20 protein-coding genes, 1 pseudogene and 1 riboswitch are annotated in these 20,263 nt (G+C 69.2%); of the genes and pseudogenes, 14 read left to right on the forward strand and 7 right to left on the reverse strand.

The annotated features are described in order from the left end of the window. The first annotated feature begins 77 nt into the window (after positions 1 to 77). Positions 78 to 449 (forward strand): hypothetical protein, encoded by a 372-nt coding sequence (locus ABD437_RS37455; RefSeq protein ID WP_344653731.1) that lies wholly within the window; start codon positions 78 to 80, stop codon positions 447 to 449. Between the two features lie 659 nt (positions 450 to 1,108). Continuing rightward, positions 1,109 to 1,435 (forward strand): annotated as a pseudogene (locus ABD437_RS43180) (phosphoribosylaminoimidazolesuccinocarboxamide synthase); the annotation flags it as partial. Positions 1,436 to 1,645: 210 nt separating this feature from the next. Here the strand turns inward: ABD437_RS43180 and ABD437_RS37465 are convergent. Together ABD437_RS37465 and ABD437_RS37470 are read right to left on the reverse strand one after the other, a co-directional pair. Then, the gene (locus tag ABD437_RS37465; RefSeq protein ID WP_344653733.1) at positions 1,646 to 2,656 is read right to left on the reverse strand and encodes a tyrosine-type recombinase/integrase; all 1,011 of its coding nucleotides are present in this window, start codon (positions 2,654 to 2,656) and stop codon (positions 1,646 to 1,648) included. Continuing rightward, entirely contained in the window at positions 2,656 to 3,120 is a 465-nt protein-coding gene (locus ABD437_RS37470) for a hypothetical protein (RefSeq protein ID WP_344653734.1), read from the reverse strand. Before ABD437_RS37470 ends, ABD437_RS37465 begins: the two co-directional genes overlap by 1 nt. A 513-nt stretch (positions 3,121 to 3,633) precedes the next feature. On the opposite strand from ABD437_RS37470, the gene ABD437_RS37475 reads away from it, so the two are divergent. From ABD437_RS37475 to ABD437_RS37510, 8 genes are all read left to right on the forward strand, one after another. Further along, a complete protein-coding gene (locus tag ABD437_RS37475; RefSeq protein ID WP_344653735.1) occupies positions 3,634 to 3,945 on the forward strand; it encodes a DUF6247 family protein in 312 nt (103 codons plus the stop codon). Positions 3,946 to 4,014: 69 nt separating this feature from the next. Then, on the forward strand, positions 4,015 to 4,185 hold the full coding sequence (locus tag ABD437_RS37480) for a hypothetical protein (protein ID WP_344653736.1): 171 nt from the start codon (positions 4,015 to 4,017) through the stop codon (positions 4,183 to 4,185). 634 nt (positions 4,186 to 4,819) lie between these two features. Continuing rightward, positions 4,820 to 5,125, forward strand: coding sequence for an alpha/beta fold hydrolase (locus ABD437_RS43185; protein ID WP_425558330.1), 306 nt, complete (start codon positions 4,820 to 4,822; stop codon positions 5,123 to 5,125). A gap of 146 nt (positions 5,126 to 5,271) precedes the next feature. Then, a complete protein-coding gene (locus ABD437_RS37490; RefSeq protein WP_344653737.1) occupies positions 5,272 to 5,625 on the forward strand; it encodes a VOC family protein in 354 nt (117 codons plus the stop codon). Between the two features lie 58 nt (positions 5,626 to 5,683). Next, positions 5,684 to 6,571, forward strand: coding sequence for a DUF2461 family protein (locus tag ABD437_RS37495; protein ID WP_344653738.1), 888 nt, complete (start codon positions 5,684 to 5,686; stop codon positions 6,569 to 6,571). 14 nt (positions 6,572 to 6,585) lie between these two features. Next, a complete protein-coding gene (locus ABD437_RS37500; protein WP_344653739.1) occupies positions 6,586 to 7,551 on the forward strand; it encodes an RNA polymerase subunit sigma-70 in 966 nt (321 codons plus the stop codon). An 88-nt stretch (positions 7,552 to 7,639) separates the two neighbouring features. Further along, on the forward strand, positions 7,640 to 8,005 hold the full coding sequence (locus ABD437_RS37505) for a YciI family protein (protein WP_344653740.1): 366 nt from the start codon (positions 7,640 to 7,642) through the stop codon (positions 8,003 to 8,005). Continuing rightward, positions 8,002 to 9,210 (forward strand): RNA polymerase sigma factor, encoded by a 1,209-nt coding sequence (locus ABD437_RS37510; protein WP_344653741.1) that lies wholly within the window; start codon positions 8,002 to 8,004, stop codon positions 9,208 to 9,210. Before ABD437_RS37505 ends, ABD437_RS37510 begins: the two co-directional genes overlap by 4 nt. A 315-nt stretch (positions 9,211 to 9,525) precedes the next feature. On the opposite strand, the gene ABD437_RS43190 is transcribed toward ABD437_RS37510, so the two are convergent. After that, positions 9,526 to 9,804, reverse strand: coding sequence for a phosphotransferase (locus ABD437_RS43190; protein ID WP_425558331.1), 279 nt, complete (start codon positions 9,802 to 9,804; stop codon positions 9,526 to 9,528). A gap of 238 nt (positions 9,805 to 10,042) precedes the next feature. Between ABD437_RS43190 and ABD437_RS37520 the strand changes: the two genes are divergently transcribed. Beyond that, a complete protein-coding gene (locus tag ABD437_RS37520) occupies positions 10,043 to 11,671 on the forward strand; it encodes a molybdopterin-dependent oxidoreductase (protein WP_344653742.1) in 1,629 nt (542 codons plus the stop codon). 59 nt (positions 11,672 to 11,730) lie between these two features. Further along, positions 11,731 to 12,375: a fasciclin domain-containing protein gene (locus tag ABD437_RS37525; protein ID WP_344653743.1), complete on the forward strand. Its 645-nt coding sequence runs from the start codon at positions 11,731 to 11,733 to the stop codon at positions 12,373 to 12,375. A gap of 85 nt (positions 12,376 to 12,460) precedes the next feature. On the opposite strand, the gene ABD437_RS37530 is transcribed toward ABD437_RS37525, so the two are convergent. Beyond that, positions 12,461 to 13,708, reverse strand: a complete 1,248-nt coding sequence (locus ABD437_RS37530; RefSeq protein WP_344653744.1) for a hypothetical protein — start codon at positions 13,706 to 13,708, stop codon at positions 12,461 to 12,463. 124 nt (positions 13,709 to 13,832) lie between these two features. On the opposite strand from ABD437_RS37530, the gene ABD437_RS37535 reads away from it, so the two are divergent. Then, positions 13,833 to 14,294 carry a hypothetical protein gene (locus ABD437_RS37535; protein WP_344653745.1) on the forward strand — a complete coding sequence of 154 codons (462 nt, stop codon included), beginning with the start codon at positions 13,833 to 13,835 and terminating at the stop codon, positions 14,292 to 14,294. Between the two features lie 49 nt (positions 14,295 to 14,343). On the opposite strand, the gene ABD437_RS37540 is transcribed toward ABD437_RS37535, so the two are convergent. Next, complete coding sequence (locus ABD437_RS37540; RefSeq protein WP_344653746.1) at positions 14,344 to 15,840, reverse strand: nickel/cobalt transporter; 1,497 nt, start codon at positions 15,838 to 15,840, stop codon at positions 14,344 to 14,346. Next, the gene (locus tag ABD437_RS37545) at positions 15,837 to 17,153 is read right to left on the reverse strand and encodes a tetratricopeptide repeat protein (protein WP_344653747.1); all 1,317 of its coding nucleotides are present in this window, start codon (positions 17,151 to 17,153) and stop codon (positions 15,837 to 15,839) included. Before ABD437_RS37545 ends, ABD437_RS37540 begins: the two co-directional genes overlap by 4 nt. 147 nt (positions 17,154 to 17,300) lie before the next feature. Between ABD437_RS37545 and ABD437_RS37550 the strand changes: the two genes are divergently transcribed. Further along, positions 17,301 to 18,698 carry a DUF4331 domain-containing protein gene (locus ABD437_RS37550; protein ID WP_344653748.1) on the forward strand — a complete coding sequence of 466 codons (1,398 nt, stop codon included), beginning with the start codon at positions 17,301 to 17,303 and terminating at the stop codon, positions 18,696 to 18,698. Positions 18,699 to 18,882: 184 nt separating this feature from the next. Here ABD437_RS37550 and ABD437_RS37560 read toward each other — a convergent pair whose 3' ends face one another. Further along, positions 18,883 to 19,497 carry a 4a-hydroxytetrahydrobiopterin dehydratase gene (locus ABD437_RS37560; protein ID WP_425558332.1) on the reverse strand — a complete coding sequence of 205 codons (615 nt, stop codon included), beginning with the start codon at positions 19,495 to 19,497 and terminating at the stop codon, positions 18,883 to 18,885. A 597-nt stretch (positions 19,498 to 20,094) separates the two neighbouring features. Next, positions 20,095 to 20,261, forward strand: a riboswitch (cobalamin riboswitch). Positions 20,262 to 20,263: the final 2 nt, after the last annotated feature.

The raw sequence follows: 20,263 nt of genomic DNA on the forward strand, positions 1-20,263 counted from the left end.
AGGGCGACACCTCGTACCAGATTGAACGAGCTTCAAGCTCAAGAGTTTTCCAACTTCTTCGAGCTGGAATTATGCGAATGCCTGAGATCAAGATGATTGCCGAGCAAGACACAAATCTGACCACCATTTATCGCGATATCGCGGTCAATACGTTTGCGAACCTCATCGCTGCCGCAATCCTCTGGCTAGCGGGACAAGCGCTCGGACTCTTCCGTGTCAACCCGGCCGCCACTCAGACTGCGGTCGCCTTCCTATTGCTAATAGCCTTTACGCCACTAATTTTCGGAGCTGTTGCGGAAATATCGGCAACCGTCGAGGATCGCATCAAAGTACGAGCTCAACGAGAAGCAACCGTACGGAGTGGCCAAGAGAAATTCAAGAAGCGATCTATAGTCTCCATACTCATGGCTGCAGTCGTCGCATTGACCATAATTCTCATACACCTCTAGTAGCGGATTTCCGCATACGCGTCGGAGTCACTTGACGCTGAGCGAGAAGCAGGTCGGATCGGACAGCCGACCTTGCTGATGCGGGACGATAAATGTTTCGACAGGCTACGATCTCGCCTTTTGTGGTGGCAGAAGAGCACCCTTGCGTAGGGCGCCAGTTCAGTCCTCCACGCCGACCCAGGCGGCCAATTACCGCAAAGAACCTGATACATGCCGTTCGGAATGCGCGAGTGCATGCATAATCTCGCGGACCATCGGATGGTTCCGGGTCTGCTGCGGCGGCGCCCTCCGCGCGAGCATCAACTCCTCCAATGCACGAGCGCGGTCCCCGTGATACACAGCAGCACGTGCCGCATCGATGTGCAGAGCCCCACACGCTCCGGCGCCACATAGTCGGCCGGCGGCCGCACCTGGTCGCCAGCCGCAAGCGCCGCGGCACCGTCTTGAAGCTCAACAGCCAGGCCAACGTTCCAGATCGCCACGCTCGTCTGCCCAAACACAAGGCGATAGTCGTCCCGTTCAGGAACGTCCAGCCGACTCACCGCATCGACGGCTTCGCGATGAAGAGCCTGACGATCGTCGAAGCCTCCACAGAGATGAAAGAAGGCGTCGGGATCTTCGAGTACACCGACCACGACATGATGTTCCACTACGACCGAATGCCCGACCCGACTCCCGGCAAAGGCGAGGCAACCTCCCGCATGGCCGTCTTCAACTTCGCCATGCTGGAAGCAGCAGGCGTGCGCACCCACTTCCGGCGCTACCTCGAGCCCAACCGGATCGAATTCGACCTCGCACGCGTTCAATCGCCCGGAAGGCGCGCAGCTATCTCTGGAAGCCGCCTGATTCCGCTGCGCGTGCTCGTCCGCAACACACCTCCGCAGGGAAGCTTCGTTCATCGCCGGCTCGCGACCGGCGCACTGCCCCTGGCCGACACCAGGCTTCAGAGCCTCCCCGAAATCGGCGAGCGACTGGAGCAGCCGATCATCGAGTACGCGACGATGCTCGACGACATCAACCAGATCATCGCCGCATCCGAGGCCCAACGCCTCGCCGACGTGACCGACGACCAGCTTCAGGACGACGCGTCGCGGCGCTTCTGCTTGATCATCTCGCTCGGCTCGAGCTCAGCCACAAGCCACTGCGGGTGCCGAACAGTGCCAGCGACGCGCGCGAGAAGCCCGTCACTACCAGTCTCATCCAGCCATCGGGTGCGGCTGGCCGGTCATCGCCGTCAGCGCAGTAGCCACCGCCTGCAGATCGGCTTTGATGTACGTCGTGGTCGCGGCACCATGAGAGTCCGTGTGACCGGCGTACGCGCGGGCGATGCCGTAGCCGAAGTGCCGTTCGACCCAGGTCAGCGTCGTATGACGCAGCCAGTGCGTCGAGATGCCCTGGATCGCCACCCACGGCAACTGCTCACCGATGCGGTGCCACAGATGGTCGTAGCGGCGGCTGGTCAACGCCCGCCCATTCCGGTACCGCAGCAACGCATCCCCGGGGAGAACGGTCCCGCGGATATCGGCGTGCTCGGACAGACGGCCGGCGAGATCGAGCGTGATCGGCTGCCACCGGACTGTGCCGCCCTTCTCTCGCAACCGCAACAAACCCCGCGTCACGTCCAAGTCCATCAGGCGGAGGCTGAGCGCTCCACCGCGGCGGCATGCCGTCTCCGTGTGCAGCCGGAGTATCAGCGCATCGAGCACGGCGTCGCTGCCGGTGGTCCGCGCGACCAGGTTGATCTGCTCCAGTTCCTCGGCCACCAACGCCCGGCGCGGGGACGGCAACCGGCGCGGCTTACCCACCTGGTGTGCCGGGCTCGACCCCGCAGCCAGCAAGCCGTCGGCGATGGCTCGATTGAAGAGCGCCCGAGCCGCGGCGATCACGTGCTCACCTGCGTGCCGACCATCGCCACCGTTGCGTCGAGGCCGGGCGGTCGCGATCGCCTCGCGCTGCATGGCCTCCACGTCGCTGGCCCTGATCTCGTCCAGCGGCCGGTCACCCCACTCGGCCGCCATCCGCCGCCAATAGCTGCCGTACGTGCGCCGGCCACCCGGCCCCGCAGCGGCCAACACACATGGCAGATACTCACCTACGGTCGGCAGGCACTGCGGCTCCTCATCGCCGGACTCCAGATCAGCGAGACTCACCCCGAGCTGAGCGAGCACCTGACGCGCGGCCGCGATCCGCGCCGGGTCAGCACCCATCACCAACCCCCCAGCAGCCGAACATGATGCTCGGACAGCAACCGCGCCACAATGGCGGCCGGGTGCACCACCAGAACCTGCAAGACAGCCGATGCCGCCAGGACGACCTCGCCGGCCGGCGCGATGCCACACAGATCACGCACGGCGACCGGCAAAGGAATCGAACCGCGGCCATCTACCGCACGCCGCCCACTCGCTGCCCGGCGAATCACCACCGCGCCGTGCACGGCATCCACCTCGATCCGCCAGCCGAACTCCCAGCCCAGGACCGACAGCACCCCACACGCCGGGAACCGACCTGAGCGATCCACCCGGGCCACATCCAGCACGAACTCACCCGTCGGCAGCGCCGCGGACGGCAGCACGGTCAGCGGCGCCGGCACCGTCTCCGGATCCACCCGCAGGTCCGGGACCACCGCGCCGATCAGCTGCTCCGTGCATCCGAACCGGCCCACGACACCCATCGTCGCCACCCACCGGCGACACGCACAAAAAAGCCGCCCGAGCGAACGGACGGCGTGTCACTGCACAGCATCAACCAACTTCGCATCCCGCAATCAAGCGGGACAGATAGTGAGATCTCACCACAAATGGTGTCCGAGGGGGGACTTGAACTCCAGTTTCCAGCACATCTGCTTTAGGCAGGTGCGCATGCCCCCTTTATTCCACGACCGGCCACCAATTGCAACCGATTTTGAGAACCGTTCAACACGAATCACTTACCTCGACCCGCGCATTCCGGGGCGAATTTCGTCGACCATGAATTCAGCCCAGCGGCCGATCCGACAGCTCTGATTGGTGCACCCTCCCGACCGCTGCGGGCGGCGGATTCATCGCTCAGAATGTCTAATGCGATTCCTTCTCATCGTTCCGTGCCGTGCGAGGTCGGGGCTCAGGTAGGCCTCATGCCCTGGATGTGTCCTGTACGCGTGGCGGTAGGGCCGGCAGCCGGTGGGGTTTGGTCTATCGTTGGGAACATGCCTGCAGCCGCTCCAGCCCTTGACGAGCAGGAAGTCCCCACCGCCAGCCCGAAGGCGATTCGGGCCGCGTTGCTGCCTGAGGAAGCCGGCGACTTCGACCGGGAGTACCGCCAGGCGATGAATGAGGCCGTCGAGACCCTGGAGCTCACCGGTGTCTTGGCGCTGCTTCGGCGCTGGCAGCGGGTCGCCTGGTCGTCACGCGACGAGCGCGCCCACCGGCGGATGCTCGAGCGCGCCGATCAACTGTCGGCCGGCGAGACAGTGGCGGCCGAGCCATGGTCGGTGACCCACGCGAGGCTCGGCCTGTAGCTGCACGCCGTCGAAACCGACACCGAGGTCGTAGAGCAGATCACCGCGTTGCCGGCCTACGCGGGACTCATGGCGCTGCTGGAGGTCGCGCCATGGAGCGGAGAAAGCTACAACCGCCAGCACCCGGACGCGAACATGCGCAGCCACCCCTTCGGGACTGACGCCAAAGGCCTGGCGATCTACCTCATCCTCGAAGACCAACGCCGCGTCATCGTGCTCCGAGTGCTCTGGGCAGCTTGAATTGATTGTCCGGCCGCTGCTGATTCCCCCCATCCGACAAGAACGCGGGCAACCGCCCGCGTCGAGGTCACCGAAGTACAGCAGCGGCACCTCTGGGCGCTCGCCCATGTCGTCCAACGCAGCGATACGGGTGCCGACCACGCCGCTGAGGACCCAATCACGGCAAGCGGTCTGTGCGCTGCAGGTTCCGCCTCCGGTCGATCGAGCGCGACGCGTTCACCGAAGCCACCGGCTACCCGCCCGGAATCACGCCCGACGGCATCGCACTCCGCGACCATGTCTGGCCGGACTTGACTCTCGACCGGTGAGGTCAAGCCCCGAAACGGCGACATCTGCGGATTCTCCCACGAAATCCTCGGCCTCGACTCACGCCTCGAACGCCGACAACGCCCGGCCACCGTGTGGTCCTGGTGCGCTAGACCGGGAATCGAATCGAACGCTTGGGATCACTTATGAGTACGCGCAGCGGCGCCGTCGACGTCGACGGTGCCGGGACGGTCAACGGGCTCACGAGGCCTGCGACCTTCTGCGCGGCGTTCCAGCGCACCGCGAGCGCCGACCGGACGCGGTTGCCGTGCGCACGGTTGGGGTACGGCGGCCCTGACCTGGCGCGAGTACGCGGACCAGGTTCGCGGTGGCCGCCGGCCTCAGCGTGCTCGGCGTCGGCCGGGGTGACACGGTCGCGTTGGTGATGGCCAACCGGCTGGAGTTCTGCCCGCTGGAGGTCGGTCGATCCCGATCGAGCAGCTGCACGCGCTCGGCGCCCCGGGCTTCGACTTCGACACGGCTGCGCGTGCCGGCGTCGCACGCCAGCGAGCTGGCCGCGCTGATCCCGCACGGCCGGCTCGTGTTCCTGGACAGCAGCAACCACCTGCTGACCGAGGCCGAGCCCGCCTGGAACGAGTTCCTTCACTACATCGACGAGTTCTTAGCCTTGTGAAGGCTGACCACCATCGCGGGCACCGGGCGGGGTGGCTGCCAGAAGCTCACTGGGCACCGACCGATGAGTTCGGACTCAATCAGGGATCAGACGGGATGGGTGGGCCGCTCGGCTCGCTCACCGTCGAGATTCAGGGAGCAGCAACGATGGCAGCACCGTTCGTGTGGTTCGACCTGGCCGTCACCGACAACGACGCCGGCGCCACGGCCGCGTTCTACTCCGAGCTGTTCGGCTGGTCCAGCGGCCCGGGCGTGGGTGACTATCACAGCTGGGTCAACGACGGCGACCAGCCGTGGGCCGGAGTGCTGCCGGTGGAACCGCGGCAGGCCGGACGGTGGGTGCCGTTCGTTCCGGTCGCGGATCTGGACGCCGCGGTGGCCCGGGCGACCGCGCTCGGCGGGACAGCGCAGGGTGAGAAGGTCACCGGGCCGGCGGGCACGACGATCCTGGTCGCCGACCCGTCGGGCGCGCAGATCGCGTTGTTCACCCCGGCCGAGTGACATTGCGGGGAGCCTCCCGGGGTGGGCGGCTCCCCGCCTGCGCAGGAGAGGCGAGAGGGTGACCGGCGAGGAATTGGCCGAGCCGCTGTATGCCGAGGCCGGTGTGGAGAGGTCCGCCATGATGGGCCTGCCGTGCCTGCGCCGCGACGGCCGGTTCTTCGCGTCGCTGGAGCACCGCAGCGGGGCGCTGCTGGTCAAGCTGTCCCGCGAGCGGGTCGACCGGCTCATCGGTGAGGGCGTCGGCGAGCCGTTCGCCCCGGCCGGTCGGACCTTCCGCGAATGGGTCGCGATCCCGGCCCAGGGCGAGGCGCTGTGGAGGTCACTTCTGGACGAGGCTCTCCGGCACGCGGGCGCCCCGGCCGGGGCCGGCTTCACCGGGTTCCCGGCCGCCGGGTGCGAGTTCCTCGCCGGGCTGGAGAAGGACAACACGAAGGCGTATTTCGACGGGCACCGCGCGACCTACGAACGGACGCTGCTCGAGCCGGCGAAGGCGTTCGTCGTGGCCGCCGCGGCCGAGCTGCGTGAGCGTGGGGCGCCGCGAATCCAGGCCGGGCCGCGGCGGGCCCCGGCGCTGCTGCTGCGGATCACCGCCACCGACGTGCACATCGGCGCAGGCGTACCGGCCCTGGGCGGGGACCCGCGAGACGCCTACCGCGCCGCGTTGGCCGACCCGGGCCGGGTGACGGAGCTCGACTCGGTCGTCGCCGCGCTGATGGCCGACGGGGCGGAACTCAACGAACCGAGCAGCGCACGCATCCCCCGCGGGATCGACCCGGAAGGCCCGGCGGCGCGCTTCGCGGTCCGTGACAGCCTGTCCCTCGTCCGCCGCCAGGAACACACGTCCTCGCTGGCCACGGCCGGATTCGCCGCCTGGTACGCCGCGCAGGCCGAACCGTTCCTGCCGCTGCACCGCTGGCTGGTCCGGCACACGCGAGCCTCCGGTTGACCTACGGTGACCTGGTGAGCAGTTCGGGCGAGGTTCTGGCTGCGGCCCGGTCCGGTGACGGCACGGCGTTCGACGCCCTTCTCGCGCCGCACCTGCGAGCGTTGCACGTGCACTGTTACCGGATGCTCGGTTCCTACGCCGACGCGGAGGAAGCCGTACAGGAAGCGACCCTGCGGGCCTGGCGCGGGCTCCCCGGCTATCGGGAAGCCGCGCCGCTGCGGCACTGGCTCTACCGGATCGCTACCACCACCTGCCTGAAGATGATCAACCGGCGCGGCCGCGATCCCCTCACCGCGGCTGCCGAGGTGTCCTGGCTGCAGCCTTACCCCGACGCCCTCCTCGACCAGCTCACCGACCACGACGCCGACCCAGCCGCCGTCGTCGCACGGCGGGAAAGCATCGCGCTGGCTTTCATCACCGCCCTGCAGATGCTCCCCGCCACCCAGCGCGCGGTGCTGATCCTGCGCGAGGTGCTGGGCTGGTCCGCCCGTGAGGTCGCCGACCTGCTCGGCACCACCGTCGCCGGGGTCAACAGCGCCCTCCAGCGCGCCCGCGCCACCCTCACCGACGCACCGGACGCCGCGCCACGCGCCCTGACCGGCCGCGAACAGGACGTCCTCGACCGGTTCCTGCACGCGTGGCACGCCTGCGACATCCCCGCCCTGGCCGTAGTACTGCGCGACGACGTGACGATGACCATGCCACCGCAGGCAATCCGACTGGTCGGCCGGGACGCCGTCGTCGGCTTCCTCGCCACCGTCCCGGCCGACGGTCGGCTCGACCGCATCCGGCTGGTCGTCACCCGCGCCAACGGACACCCGGCGCTGGCGGCCTACCTGCCCGATGACGCCGAGCAGTGGGACTGCCGCGGCTACGGGATCATGGTCCTCACGATCCACGACGACCGGGTCGCCACCATCACCGGCTTCCCCGACCCGAGCCTCTTCCCGCTCTTCGACCTCCCCGCCACCGTGCCATGAAGTCCCCTGGCACGGATGTCGGGTTCCGGCCCGGCTGCTCCGACCTCACGCCGACGCCCACGGTGGGCGGCCCGGAAGGACAACCACGATGAAATACATGATCATGATGTTCGGTGGACTCGGCGCGTCGCTGGCCGGCCGGAGCCCGGAATGGATCACCGAGATGCAGACCACGATGATGAAGATGGACCGGGCCCTGCGCGAGTCCGGCGAAATCATCGAGAGCCGCCACCTGGTCGATCCCACGCAAGCGATCACGGTCCGGCCGACCGGCGGATCGCCCGCGCCCACCGACGGGCCCTTCGCCGAGATCAAGGAATCCCTGGCCGGCTACTGGATCGTCGACACCAGCCAGGAACGCGCCGTCGAGATCGCCTCCCAGGTCGTCGCGGTCACCGAATACCCGATGGAGATCCGCCGGATCATGGACGACTCCACGCCACCGGAGCAGTGACCGAGGCGCCCCCGGTCGAGGACCTGCTGCGCCGGCACGCGCCGCAGGTCCTCGGCACGCTCATCCGCCGGCACGGACAGTTCGACGCCTGCGAAGACGCCGTCCAGGAAGCACTCCTCGCCGCCACCGTGCAGTGGCCCGACCAGGGAATCCCGGCACGCCCCGACGCGTGGCTGCTCACCGTCGCCCACCGCGCGCTGGTCGACTCGTGGCGCGCCGAGGGCGCCCGCCGCCGACGGGAGGAGCGGACCGCTCTCGACCCGACGACCTCCACGACCACCAGTGACGACAGCCTGATGCTGCTGTTCCTCTGCTGCCACCCGGCGCTGTCGCCGCCCTCCCAGCTCGCCCTGACCCTCCGCGCGGTCGGCGGGCTCACCACCGCCGAGATCGCCGCAGCGTTCCTCGTGCCGGAAGACACGATGTCCCAGCGGATCCGCCGGGCCAAACACCGCATCCGCGACGCCGGAGCACGCTTCGCGATGCCGCCACCGGACCAACAGGCACAGCGGATGACTGTCGTGCTGCACGTGCTCTACCTGATGTTCAACGAGGGCTACACCACCAGCAGCGGCCCCCACCTGCACCGCACCGACCTCACGACCGAAGCGGTCCGCCTCACCCGGACACTTCACCGGCTCCGGCCGGCCGAGACCGAAGCCGCCGGGCTCCTCGCACTCATGCTGCTCACCGACGCCCGCCGCGCCGCCCGAACCGACCCCGACGGATCCCTCGTCCCGCTGGCCGAACAGGACCGCACCCGCTGGGACCAGACCCTCATCACCGAGGGCCAGACGCTGCTCACCCGAACCCTGGGCACCGGCCCGATCGGCCCCTACCAGATCCAAGCCGCCATCGCCGCGCTCCACGACGAGGCCCCCACCGACCAGGACACCGACTGGCCCCAGATCCTCGCCCTCTACACCCTGCTCGCCGACGTCGACCCGGGACCCGTCGTCACCCTGAGCCGAGCCGTAGCCCTCGCGATGGTCCACGGTCCCGCCGCCGGGCTCGCGCTGCTCGGCACCCTCGACGCCGACGACCGCATGGCCCACAGCCATCGCCTAGAGGCCGTCCGCGCGCACCTGCTCGAACGGGCCGGTGAGACCGCGGCCGCCCGCGACGCGTTCCTAGCCGCCGCGAGGGCGACCGCCAGCCGACCCGAACAGCATTACCTCACCCGCCGCGCCGCCCGGCTCCGCTGACGCCAATCGATTACGTCCCGAACCGCGGTCGCATTCAACGCGTCCCGGCCGCGGCGCCGGGCTCGTCGGTCACAGCGGTCTCTTCAGGTGGACCGCACCGTCAGTAAGGACAGATCCGCCGGAGCCGCCGAACTCATCGGTCCGGCCCGTGCGCGCCGGCGACCAGCTGGGTGAGGGCGTGACGACCGACGGCGGCGAGAGCCGCGTCGTCGGTGAGTGGCCAGCGCAGTCCCGAGGTTGAGCGCCCAGCCTTCGGCGCGCCGCCAGGTGTTCTGGTCGACGCGCGCGCCGAACCGGTCGATGAAGGCGGCTGGTTCAAACGCCAGCCAGGCAGTGGCCGGGTCGCCGCCGGTGACGTCGCCGAAGTCGATCACGGCCACCAATCGTGGCGACAGTCAGGTTGCCCGGGTGGAGATCGCCGTGCAGCCAGACCGGTGGCCCGGGCCAGGGTGGCGTCGTGACCAGGTCCTGCCAGCGGGCGCGCAGAACCGCGGCGTCGGGAAGGTCGCCACGGCCGAGACAGTCGATGACCGCGGCACCGACCTCGCGGCGGACAGCGTCCGTGGCTGACGAGGGCCCGTACGGGCGGTTCATGCCGACGACTCACGGCCGACCGCTCGATGTGCGGACCGACGCGCGACACGCGCATCCACGCCCGACAGAACGCTTCATCCAGCAAAATCATATTTCATGCTGTTATATCAGTTTATGAACCGAATTCTCAGTCGATCTCAACTGGCGACCTAGAAGTGGCACCCATCCCGGCCGCGACGGATTCCGAATACCTGACGTGACACGGATAAGAACGCTGGGATTCGGAGCTCTGACGGGGATGGCCGCCGCCAGCGCTTCCCTCGGGGTCGCTGAGCCGGTGGCCGCGGCGGTCGGACGCGGTTCGTCGCCCGTGGTCGCGGTCGGTCTGGCGTTCATCGATCTGGTGCCGCGGCCGGTCAAGGACTTCGGCATCGAGACGTTCGGGCAGAACGACAAGGTCGCGCTGCTCACCGGGGTGTTCGTCGTCCTCGCGATGTTCGCGGTGGCGTGCGGCGTGGTATCGCTGCGGCACCGGTTGCTGGGCACGGCCGGGGTCGCCCTGTTCGGAGTGGTGGGAGTCGTCGCGGCGGTCACCCGGCCCGGCGCCGGCCCGCTGACGGCACTGCCCGCGCTGGTGGGAGCCGCGGTCGGCGTCGGAGTGGTGCTGTTCCTCGCCCCCCGCGCGGCCGCAGTGGTGTCCGCCCACCCGTCCGCCGGGTCGCCGCAACCCGAGATCCCGGCCGAGCCGACGCCGGACGACGAGGGCCCGAGCGCCGACGCCATGCGCACCGACGAGGGCGCGAGCGGCGCCGCCGACGCCATGCGCACCAAAACCCCCGACGGCGTGACGGCGACCTCACGGCGCCGGTTCCTGCTGCTGTCGGGTTCGGTGCTGGTGGTCTCGGCCGGGCTCGGTGCGGCCGGACGGTACCTGAGCAGTCTGCGCGACGTCGCCGCTGAGCGGCTCAAACTGACCCTGCCGGCCGCCGCCGACCCCGCTCCGCCATTGCCCGCCGGCGTCGACCTGAAGCTGCCCGACCTCACCCCGTTCCTGACCCCGGAGAAAGACTTCTACCGGGTCGACACCGCCCTGGCCGTGCCGCAACTGTCCACCGACGACTACCGCCTGACCATCCACGGCCGGGTGCGCAACCCGATGACGCTGACCTATCAGGACCTTCTCGACCGCGACCTCGTCGAACGGGTGATCACACTCTCGTGCGTCTCCAACGAAGTCGGCGGCACGCTGGCCGGCACCGCCCGCTGGCTCGGCGTCCCGCTGAAAGCGCTCCTGGACGAGGTGCAGCCCGAAAGCGGCGCGGACCAGATCGTCACCAAGTCGGTCGACGGCTGGACCTGTGGCACCCCGACCTCCGTGGTCCGCGACGGTCGCGACGCGCTGATCGTCGTCGGCATGAACGGCAAACCGCTGCCGATCGAACGCGGTTACCCCGTCCGCATGCTCGTCCCCGGGATCTACGGGTACGTGTCGGCCACCAAATGGCTGGTCGACATGGAGCTCACGTCCTTCGCCGACTTCGACCCCTACTGGGTCAAACGCGGCTGGAAAGCCCAGGCTCCCATCAAGACCTTCTCTCGCATCGACACCCCGCGCCCGCTGGCCTCCTCGAAACCCGGACCGATCACGGTCGCCGGGGTCGCCTGGGCGCAGCACCGAGGCATCGAGCGGGTGGAAGTCCGCGTCGACAGCGGCGACTGGAACGGCGCGACGCTCGCCGCGGTGCCGTCCGAGGACACCTGGCGGCAATGGCGCTGGGACTGGGACGCCACGAAAGCCACTTCCGGTCAGCACACCCTCGAGGTCCGCGCGACCGACCGCACCGGAGCCACCCAACCCGAACGACGCGCCAAACCCTTTCCTGACGGCGCCACCGGCTGGCACTCCGTGGTCGTCACCGTCGAGTGACGACCACTGGTGTCCGTAGTTCGTACACCACCGTTTATCCAACGAAAAGGACCTTCGTCATGACTCGCGTTCGCACTCGCCTGTTCGGTGTCACCACCGCGGCCCTACTCGCCCTTTCGATGGCGGCCTGCAGCAGCGACGACTCCTCCGACACCGCCACCACCTCCAGTTCCAGCACCGACGCCAGCACCGCGATGGCCTCCCCCTCGGAGTCGGCGATGTCCGCGGACACGCCGTTCGGCTCCGCGTGTTCGGCCGTTCCCGCCTCCGGATCCGGATCCTTCTCCGGCATGGCCCAGGACCCGGTCGCCACCGCCGCGAGCAACAACCCGGTGCTCTCCACCCTGGTCACCGCGGTCAAGACCGCCGGGCTGGTCGACACGCTCAACAGCGCCAAGGACGTCACCGTCTTCGCACCCACCAACGACGCGTTCGCCAAGATCCCCGAGGCCGACCTGAAGAAGGTGCTGGCCGACAAGGCCACGCTGACCAAGATTCTGACCTACCACGTGGTCGGCCAGAAGATCACCCCCGACCAACTCGGCACCGCCGGCCCGTTCAAGTCGCTCCAGGGCCAGGAAGTCACGGCCACCGGCAGCGGCGAAGAATTCACCGTCAACGACAGCGCCAAGGTGGTCTGCGGCAACGTCCAGACCGCCAACGCCACCGTCTACCTCATCGACACGGTGCTGATGCCGAAATAGCTCAATTCCAATTCGACGGTGGTGACCTCTCGGGGTCACCACCGTCGCGTATCCGGAGAGGTTGACGACGACGGCAGCGAGCCCATCAACCCACTAACCAGCGCGTGCCCTCGTCGCTGTCCTCCAGCCGTACGCCGCCGGCCCCCAGCGCGGCTCGGATGGTGTCCGCTGCGGAGTAGGCGCGCGTGGAGCGTAACTGCCCACGCAGAACGACGAGTGGCTCGACGATCGGCGCGAGCCGTTCCCGCGGATCGTCAACGGCCACCGCGGCAACCTCGCCGAGGCGCACGATCAGTGTCCGCAGCACCGCCCGGGACTTCTCGGTGCCCTCGTCCTCCTCCGTGTCCTCCGCCCAGTCGCGGATGGCCTGCTCGAGGTCCAGTACGGCCCGCACCATGCCCGGGGCGTCACGGGTTCCGACGGCCTCGTCGAACCGGCGTTCGCAGGCGGCGGTGAGCTCCACGAGGTCGAGTTCGACGCGCGGGGGCGGAGGAGCCGTCGCGACCGCGGTCGACGGCACTCCGCACGTCAGCGCCCGCAGGTCCTCGATCGTCAGCGTCGTGCCCGAGGGAAGCACCGTGCCGCTGCCGGACCGCCGGATCGTCAGGCCGCCACGTCCGACGATCTCGACCACCGCTGTGCTCTGATTGATGAACACGGCCGTGTGCTCATCGATGCCGAGGACCGCGGCGTCATCAGGAAGCTGCTGTTCCAGGGCTCGTAGGCGGCGTTCTCCGAGGTAGCAGAAGCGGGTGTCGTGAGTGCCACCCTCGGTGTTGTCGAAGTGCGGGATCACCGCGACGCGCAACCCGAGCCCGCTCGTCAGGTCCAGGCCTTCCGCCCAGTGCGGCGTCGCCCCGGCCTTGTAGAGCTCGTACACCGGGACCGTCACGCGCCCGGCGGTCGCGGCCGCCGCCGAGGCCAGCAAGGTCACACCACGCCCCGCCCGGACCCGGTCCCGCAACGCCGACCCGATCGAGCCCGGTAACCAGGTCTTCAGCGCATAGGTCGGGCTGCCGGGACCGGAGAACACCCAGTCCGCCGACCGCACCAGCGCGAGCCCCTCGTCCGCGCCCGTGTTCGCGGCGGGGTCGACCGGTGACCCGCCACGCAGCCCCGGCGCCACCGTGACCTCGAGACCGACGCTCTGCGCGAAGTACCGCTGGGCCTTCCGGGAGATCTCCGCGACGTTCTCCTGGAACCCGTACGGCGTCTCCACCAGCACCGCACGGGGCCCCCGCACACCGAGCCGGGCCACGAGGTCCCGATGCACGGTCACCATCGTCGGGCTCGTCTCACCGGAGCCCATCAGCGCCAGAATGCCGTCGATCACGCACCTCCGGAACGCGGGCGACCCCCCTCGACGGTAACTAGCGCCTTCGTCTCGCGCAGCGTTGTTGCAAATGGGTTGCAAGAGCAAGATAGTGGTTGATGTGACGGATCGTGGCGAGCTCGCCGTGGCAGTGACCGTAGAACTGCTTCTCCTCCGACGGGACGGCGCCGGGCTGGCGTACCGGCGGGTGAGCGGCCCGCTGACCGGTTCGCGGCACCCGGACGACGTGGCTCTCGAAGTGGTCGGGCAGCAGGCTCCCGGCCTGTTGCATTCGACGTCGTGGCGGCACACCGGCGACGGCCTGGTCCTCACCTACGCTGCGCTCCCCGATCCCGAGCCGCAGCGCACCGCACAACTCATCGGCTCACGCGTGCTGGCTGCCAGCGACGATCCCCGCCGACCGAGTCCGGCGGCGATCGAGATCGAGCAGGTGGCGGTACACGCCTGCCGCCACCTGGCCTGGCTCGCCCGGACCGACAACGTCGCCCAGCGCGTCCTGGACGGCGAACCCGCTCTGCGCGACGCGATCCTCCACTGGGCGCCGGCCCCGGCCGGTCTCCTGGAGGCTGCGTTCGCGGCACGGTGATCGTTGCCACTGTGAGTCACTGGACGGAAACCGGGTACCCCGCCGCCGTCTAAAAGAGTTGTGGTGCCGCCAGAAGAGTCATGCCGAGGCCGACGAGCACGATGAGGGTTGCGGTGGCGATGGGTAGCCGGCGGGTCAGCAGGGTCCGCCAGCGGCCGGCGCTGGCCCGGTGCAGGCGTTCCCGCCAGTGGGCGAGGGCGAAGCCGATGCCGGTGAGAGTGGCCGCCAGGCCGATGCCGTAGGCGAGTACCAGCAGCACGCCGTACCAGACCCGGCCGAGCGCGGCGGCGCCGAGCAGCACCACTACTGCGGACGGGCTGGGCGACAGGCCGCCGGCGAAGCCCATGGCCAGCAGGCTCCGCACGTTCGGCGACTCACCTGGCCCAGGCAGGTGATGGGTGTGCGGACGCCCGCCGTGGCTGTGCGCATGGGACGTGTGCGGAGCATGCGAGTGCGCGGCGAGGTGACCTGCCGGCACGAGTTCGTCGGCGTGGTGGTGGTGCGTGACTGTGACGACGCGCTTCCGGCGGACGGCTTGATAGAGCAGGTGCGCGCCGACCAGCGTGACAAGGATGCCGCTGATCAGCCGCAGCCACCCGTACATGGTGTCGGGTGCGAGCTGCAGCGAGGTGGCAAAGAGGACGCCGAGGGCGAGCACTCCGAGAGTGTGGGTGGCGGCCACCGTGCCGGCCACGGTCAGGGCCTGTCTCGCACGCCCCCGGGAACCGAGAAGATACGCCGCCATGATCGTTTTGCCGTGTCCGGGGGCGACGGCGTGCGCTCCGCCGAGCACCAGGGCGATCAGGAAGGCGAGTAGGCCGACGCCCAGCGTGAGCTGTGGGTGCCCGATCAGGCGGGTGAACCATGCGGTGAACCGGTCCACGCCGCGGTTCTGCGTCACGCCGGTGGTGGTGGCGAGCGGATCGGCGGCCGGGCCGCCGGGGCGGACTCGGAGCGTGGCCGACCGCACGTCGGAGACCACGCCGGCGGGGTAGGCGGTGAGCCGCTTGCTGACGCTGCCGGTGGGCACGTCGGAGTGGGTGAGGGTGTAGCGGTCCCCGAGGGCGGTGATCTCGCGCCAGCCGATCCGGTCGGCGTAGAGCGTCGTGCGGTAGCCGATCGTCGTCGTGGTGGTGATCCTCGCGTCGGCGTGCAGGGTGCATTGCAGCCGTAGGGTGGCGAGCCCGCCGGCACCGGCGGGGAACGTGAGCCCGACCGGCTCGGCGGTGAGGCGCGGATGCCGGCCGCCGACGTCCACCCTGACGCCCGCGGCTGCGGCCGCACAGGTGCGGGTGGCGTAGGTGTCGTTCTCGGCCGGGGATCCGGTTCCGTCCCGGTCGGTGTCGATTTCCGTGGTGCGCGCCTGGTAGGCGGGCAACTCGGCGAGGTCGAGCACGAAGTCGACGTCCACCCCGGTGCTGGTGACCCGCAGCCCGGCGTACTGGTTGGTGGTGAAGTTGCCGAGGGGGTGGGCAAGGGCCGGGGTGCCGAGCATCAGCGGGCTCAGCAGGACGAATACCAGGACGGCGAGGCTCCGGCCGATCATGCGGGGCCACCGAGTTCGGCGAGGGTGGTACGGGCACCGGGGCCGTACCGGAGGGAGAAGTGCGGGTTGATGCTCAGCGCCTGGGTCAGGTCGGCGCGCGCCCCGGCGCGGTCGTGCCGGGCCAGGCGGATCATGGCCCGGTAGTAGTGCGCCTGCGCGTCTCTGGTGCCCAGTCGCAGGCCACGGTCGGCGTGGTGGAGGGCGGCCCGGCCGTCCCCAGCGGCGTGCAGCGCCCAGGCGTACGCGGTCTCGACTTTGACGCTCGGCCGGGCTGCGAGCAGCGCTTTGCCCTGGGTGACCGCGTGCTGTGCGTCGCCGTGGTCGGCGGCGAACAGGATCAAGTCGATGTCGGTGGTCGCCGGTGTGGCGGCGGGTAGTCGGGCGCTGAGCCGGATGAGGTCGCCGGTCTGGCCGGCCGCGTCGGTCTGACCGGCCGCAGTGAGGGTGTCTGCGAGCGTCATCAGGTGATCCACCGTCGGCAGCATCGCGGTGGCGGCCCGCAGGTCGCGGATCGCCGCGGTCAGGTCGCCGCGCGCGGCGGCCACCTTGGCCCGGTCGGCGAGCAGGGCGGGCTGCCCGGGTACGCGGGCCAGCCCCTCGTCGAAGTGGGCCGAGGCGGTCTTCAGATCCCCGGCCCCGAAGGCCAGTTCGCCCAGGTGGGTCAGCGCGAACGTGGTCTCGTCGACCGTGGTGGCGACCGCGCGGGCCCTGGTCATCAGCTCGACCGCCCGGCGTTGGTCGCCGCGCAGCTCGAACAGGTAGGAGGCGCGGGCGAACGACCCGGTGTCCGGGCGGAGGTCGAGCATCCGCTGGACCGCCGCGGTGGCCTCGGGGTAGCGGCCGAGTTCCACGTACGCGTCGGTGAGCACCCCGTACGCGTCGGCGGAGTAGTTGTCGGCGGCGACGGCCAGCCGCGCGTAGCGCAGCGCCTCGCGGAAGTCGTGCCGGGCCGCCGCGAGCGCGCCGAGCCCGGTCAGCGCGGCCGCGTTGTCGTGCGGGTGCACCTCCCGGGAGCGGCGCAACGCGATCTCGGCAGCCTGGTAGTGCGCCGGGTCGTAGGTGATGCGGCCGAGCTGGACGCGCGCCAGGCCGAGCGCGGCCCAGCCCTGCCAATCGCCGGGCACCTCGGCGAGGTGCACCTGCGTACGGGCAACGTAAGCGTCGAGCTCCCGCGTCGGCGATCGCACGGTAGCGGCCGGCGCGGCGCGCTCAGGCGCGAGGCCGTTCCACGGCCCCAGGGCGACGCCGGCACCGAGCAGAGCCACCGCGGCCAGGGCGGTGACCAGCAGCGGTCGCGTCCATCGTCGTCGCATGGCTCCGATCGTGCGCCAACCAGCGATTCAGATAAAGACGACACGGAGGGTTAAAGCGGTTTAATCAGCAAAATACCGAAAATAGGGCTACGAACTAGGGGACGAGCGGTGACACCGTCGCTGTCGTCATCTGCCTACGGGGGAAGAATGAGATCCGTACTGTCCGATCCGAGCCGAAGGCTGCTCTCCGCCGCCGCGCTCGGCGCCTCGGTCGTCTGCCTGGCCGCGCTCGCACCAGCTACGAGCAACGCCTCCTCGCACCGGGAGGCGCCCCTGATCGCGAGCACACCCAGCCTCGACAACACCGACTTGTACGCCTTTGTCAGCCCGGACGCGTCGGACACCGTGACCGTGGTGGCCAACTGGCAGCCGTTCGAGGAGCCGAACGGCGGGCCGAACTTCTACCCGTTCGCCGAGAACACCGCGCACGACATCAACATCGACAACAACGGTGACGCCAAGCCGGACGTCATCTACCGCTGGATGTTCCGAACGATCTACCGGAATCCCAACACATTCCTCTACAACACCGGCCAGGTCACCTCGCTGAGTGACCCCGACCTGAACATCCGCCAGTTCTACACGTTGCAGCGGATCACTCCTTCGGGCACAAAGTCGATCCTGCGGACCGCGCAGGTCGCACCGTCGTTCACCGGCGAAGCGTCGATGCCGAATTACGGGTGGCTGTCCAACCAGGCGGTCACGTCGGCCGGTGCGGACACCCGCTCGTTCGCGGGCCAGTCCGACGACGCGTTCTTCGCCGACCTGCGGGTCTTCGACCTGCTCTACGGCGGTGACCTCAGCGAGGTCGGGCACGACACGCTCAAGGGCTACAACGTCAACACCATCGCCCTGCAGGTCCCCAAGTCCGACCTGGCGCTCAAGGGCAACGCCACCCGCAACCCGGTCGTCGGCATCTGGACGACCACGTCACGCGTCGGCGCGAGCATGCACGGCAAGCCAGGGGCGATGCAGCAGGTGTCGCGCCTGGGCATGCCACTGGTGAACGAGGTCGTCATCCCGCTGGGGAAGAAGAACGAGTTCAACGCCACCAAGCCCACTGACGACGGAAAGTTCGCCCCGTACGTCACCAACCCCGAGGTGCCGAAGCTGATCCAGGCCATCTACAAGATCCCGGCACCGGCTACACCGCGTACCGACCTGGTCGAGGTGTTCCTGACCGGCGTCTGCGAGGCCTGCGGACCGGTGAAGGCGAATCTCAACTCGCAACAGCTCAATAAGGACGTCGCCAAGAAGTCGTTCGTCCCGAGCGAGCAGCTGCGACTGAACATGGCCGTACCGCCGGCCGACAACCCGAACCGGCTCGGCGTGGTCGGCGGTGACCTCGCCGGGTTCCCCAACGGACGCCGGCTCACCGACGACGTCATCGACGTGACGCTGCAGGCCGCGGAGGGCATCCTGCTGCCGAACCCGCCAGACGCGGTCAAGACCCTCGGGGACGGCGTCGATGCCAACAACGTCGGCTTCCGCCACAGCTTCCCCTACGTCGCCCTGCCGAACCAAGCCAGCGTCAACCAGAACTAGCCCGGTGCGGCGGGGCCGGATCCACTCCGTGGGTCCGGCCCTGCCGCCTTATTGTCCGAACACCACCACCATCGGCGTCACCTCGGCATGAGGGCGGTGTCGACCAGGTCGCAGATAGACGGTGGCGTTGGCGGTCCGCACGGTGCCGCAGACGACCTTCGAGTCGCCGTTCGCGGTGAAGTTGCTACTCGCGGCCCTGCCAGGTGGTCAGGCACGCCCGGTTGCCCTGCGGGTCGGCGAGCACCCAGAACGCCGGCGCGGCAGTGTCGTCGACCAGCCTCCCGCCGGCCCCGATCGCGGCGGCGATGCGGCCCTCGACCACCTCGGGCGGGATGCGCAAGTCCACATGCCAGCGCTGCCGCGGAACCTCGTGAGCCTCGGTCGGTTGGAACCAGATCGCCGCCCGACGGCCCGTGGCATCGCGCAGCTGGACCTCCCCCCAGGCCTCCACCGTCTCGTAGTCGAGAAGCGCCGCCCAGAACGGCCTGACCTCAGCCTCATCAGCAGTATCAAGCCCAAGTTCGAGCACATTGACGCGCTCCGGGTGCGACGTGACTCCGGCGGCCGAGGCCAGCTCGCTGATGGCACGGGCCAGCACCACGTCGCGCGAGGTCACCCCACCGACATCGGAACTGATCAGCCGGACGTCGAGCCGCCCGTAGGTCAGGTCGAGGTCGGGATGATGGTCCATCTCCTCGGCGGCCAGCGCGATCGCGTTCACGAGCCCGACCGCAGTGATGAAGTCGCCGGTGTCAAAACTGGCATGCAGCCGGTCGATCAGCATCCGCCAATCCGGCACTTTTCGCCGACCAACTCCCCCTCGGTCAGCGTGCGCCTCGGGTCAGCCGGGATCTCCGCCATGGAACTCACTCGGGTTACCTCCGCTCCGGTCGGCTGGGGTCGCAGGCGACTTCCCGGCCCAAGCCATCGGGTCGCCGATCCGGCACCGGTCGATGACTCCGAGATCAGCTGGGACCGACCACACCAGCCCAACCGCATCCGACGTCGCCCAGCCTACGGCGCACACGGACGCACACTGCCGTCACGACCGTCTCGATCCCGACCGCGCCAACGGCCCGCCGTGACGAGACGCCTCACTCACTGGGGGCTTCCTCCGGATCCAGGACGCGGCCAGCTCCATCGGGTGGACGGGAGCGCCGGGGACGGAAGTCGAAGGTGACGTGGCCCCCTTCCGGTACCTGCTCCGTAGACCCGTTCGCCAGCCGCTGATGTCGCGGCCGGGCTTCCAGCCGACGGGGTCGAACGCTGCGACGAACCTTCCCCCGGTGGCGCTACTCCTTCCGCTTCGGTGTTCCACCGGCTTCCCGAGTACAACGGCGCCACCGCACGGAGCAAGGGCTGACCTCGTCACACCCCGGACCCGGTGGGCGACGCTACGATGGCCGGCAGTGCTGGTTCGTCCCGTCCGCCAGGCGGGACGTCGCAAGAGGGAACCCGGTGGGAATCCGGGACTGCCCCGCAGCGGTAAGTGGGAACGACCGCCGTCATACGCACTAGGCCCTGTCCTGTGAATCGGTGACCGGCCTGGTTGGATGCTCGGGTGG

Origin of the sequence: Cryptosporangium japonicum, assembly GCF_039524755.1 — a bacterium.
GTDB classification, from domain to species: domain Bacteria; phylum Actinomycetota; class Actinomycetes; order Mycobacteriales; family Cryptosporangiaceae; genus Cryptosporangium; species Cryptosporangium japonicum.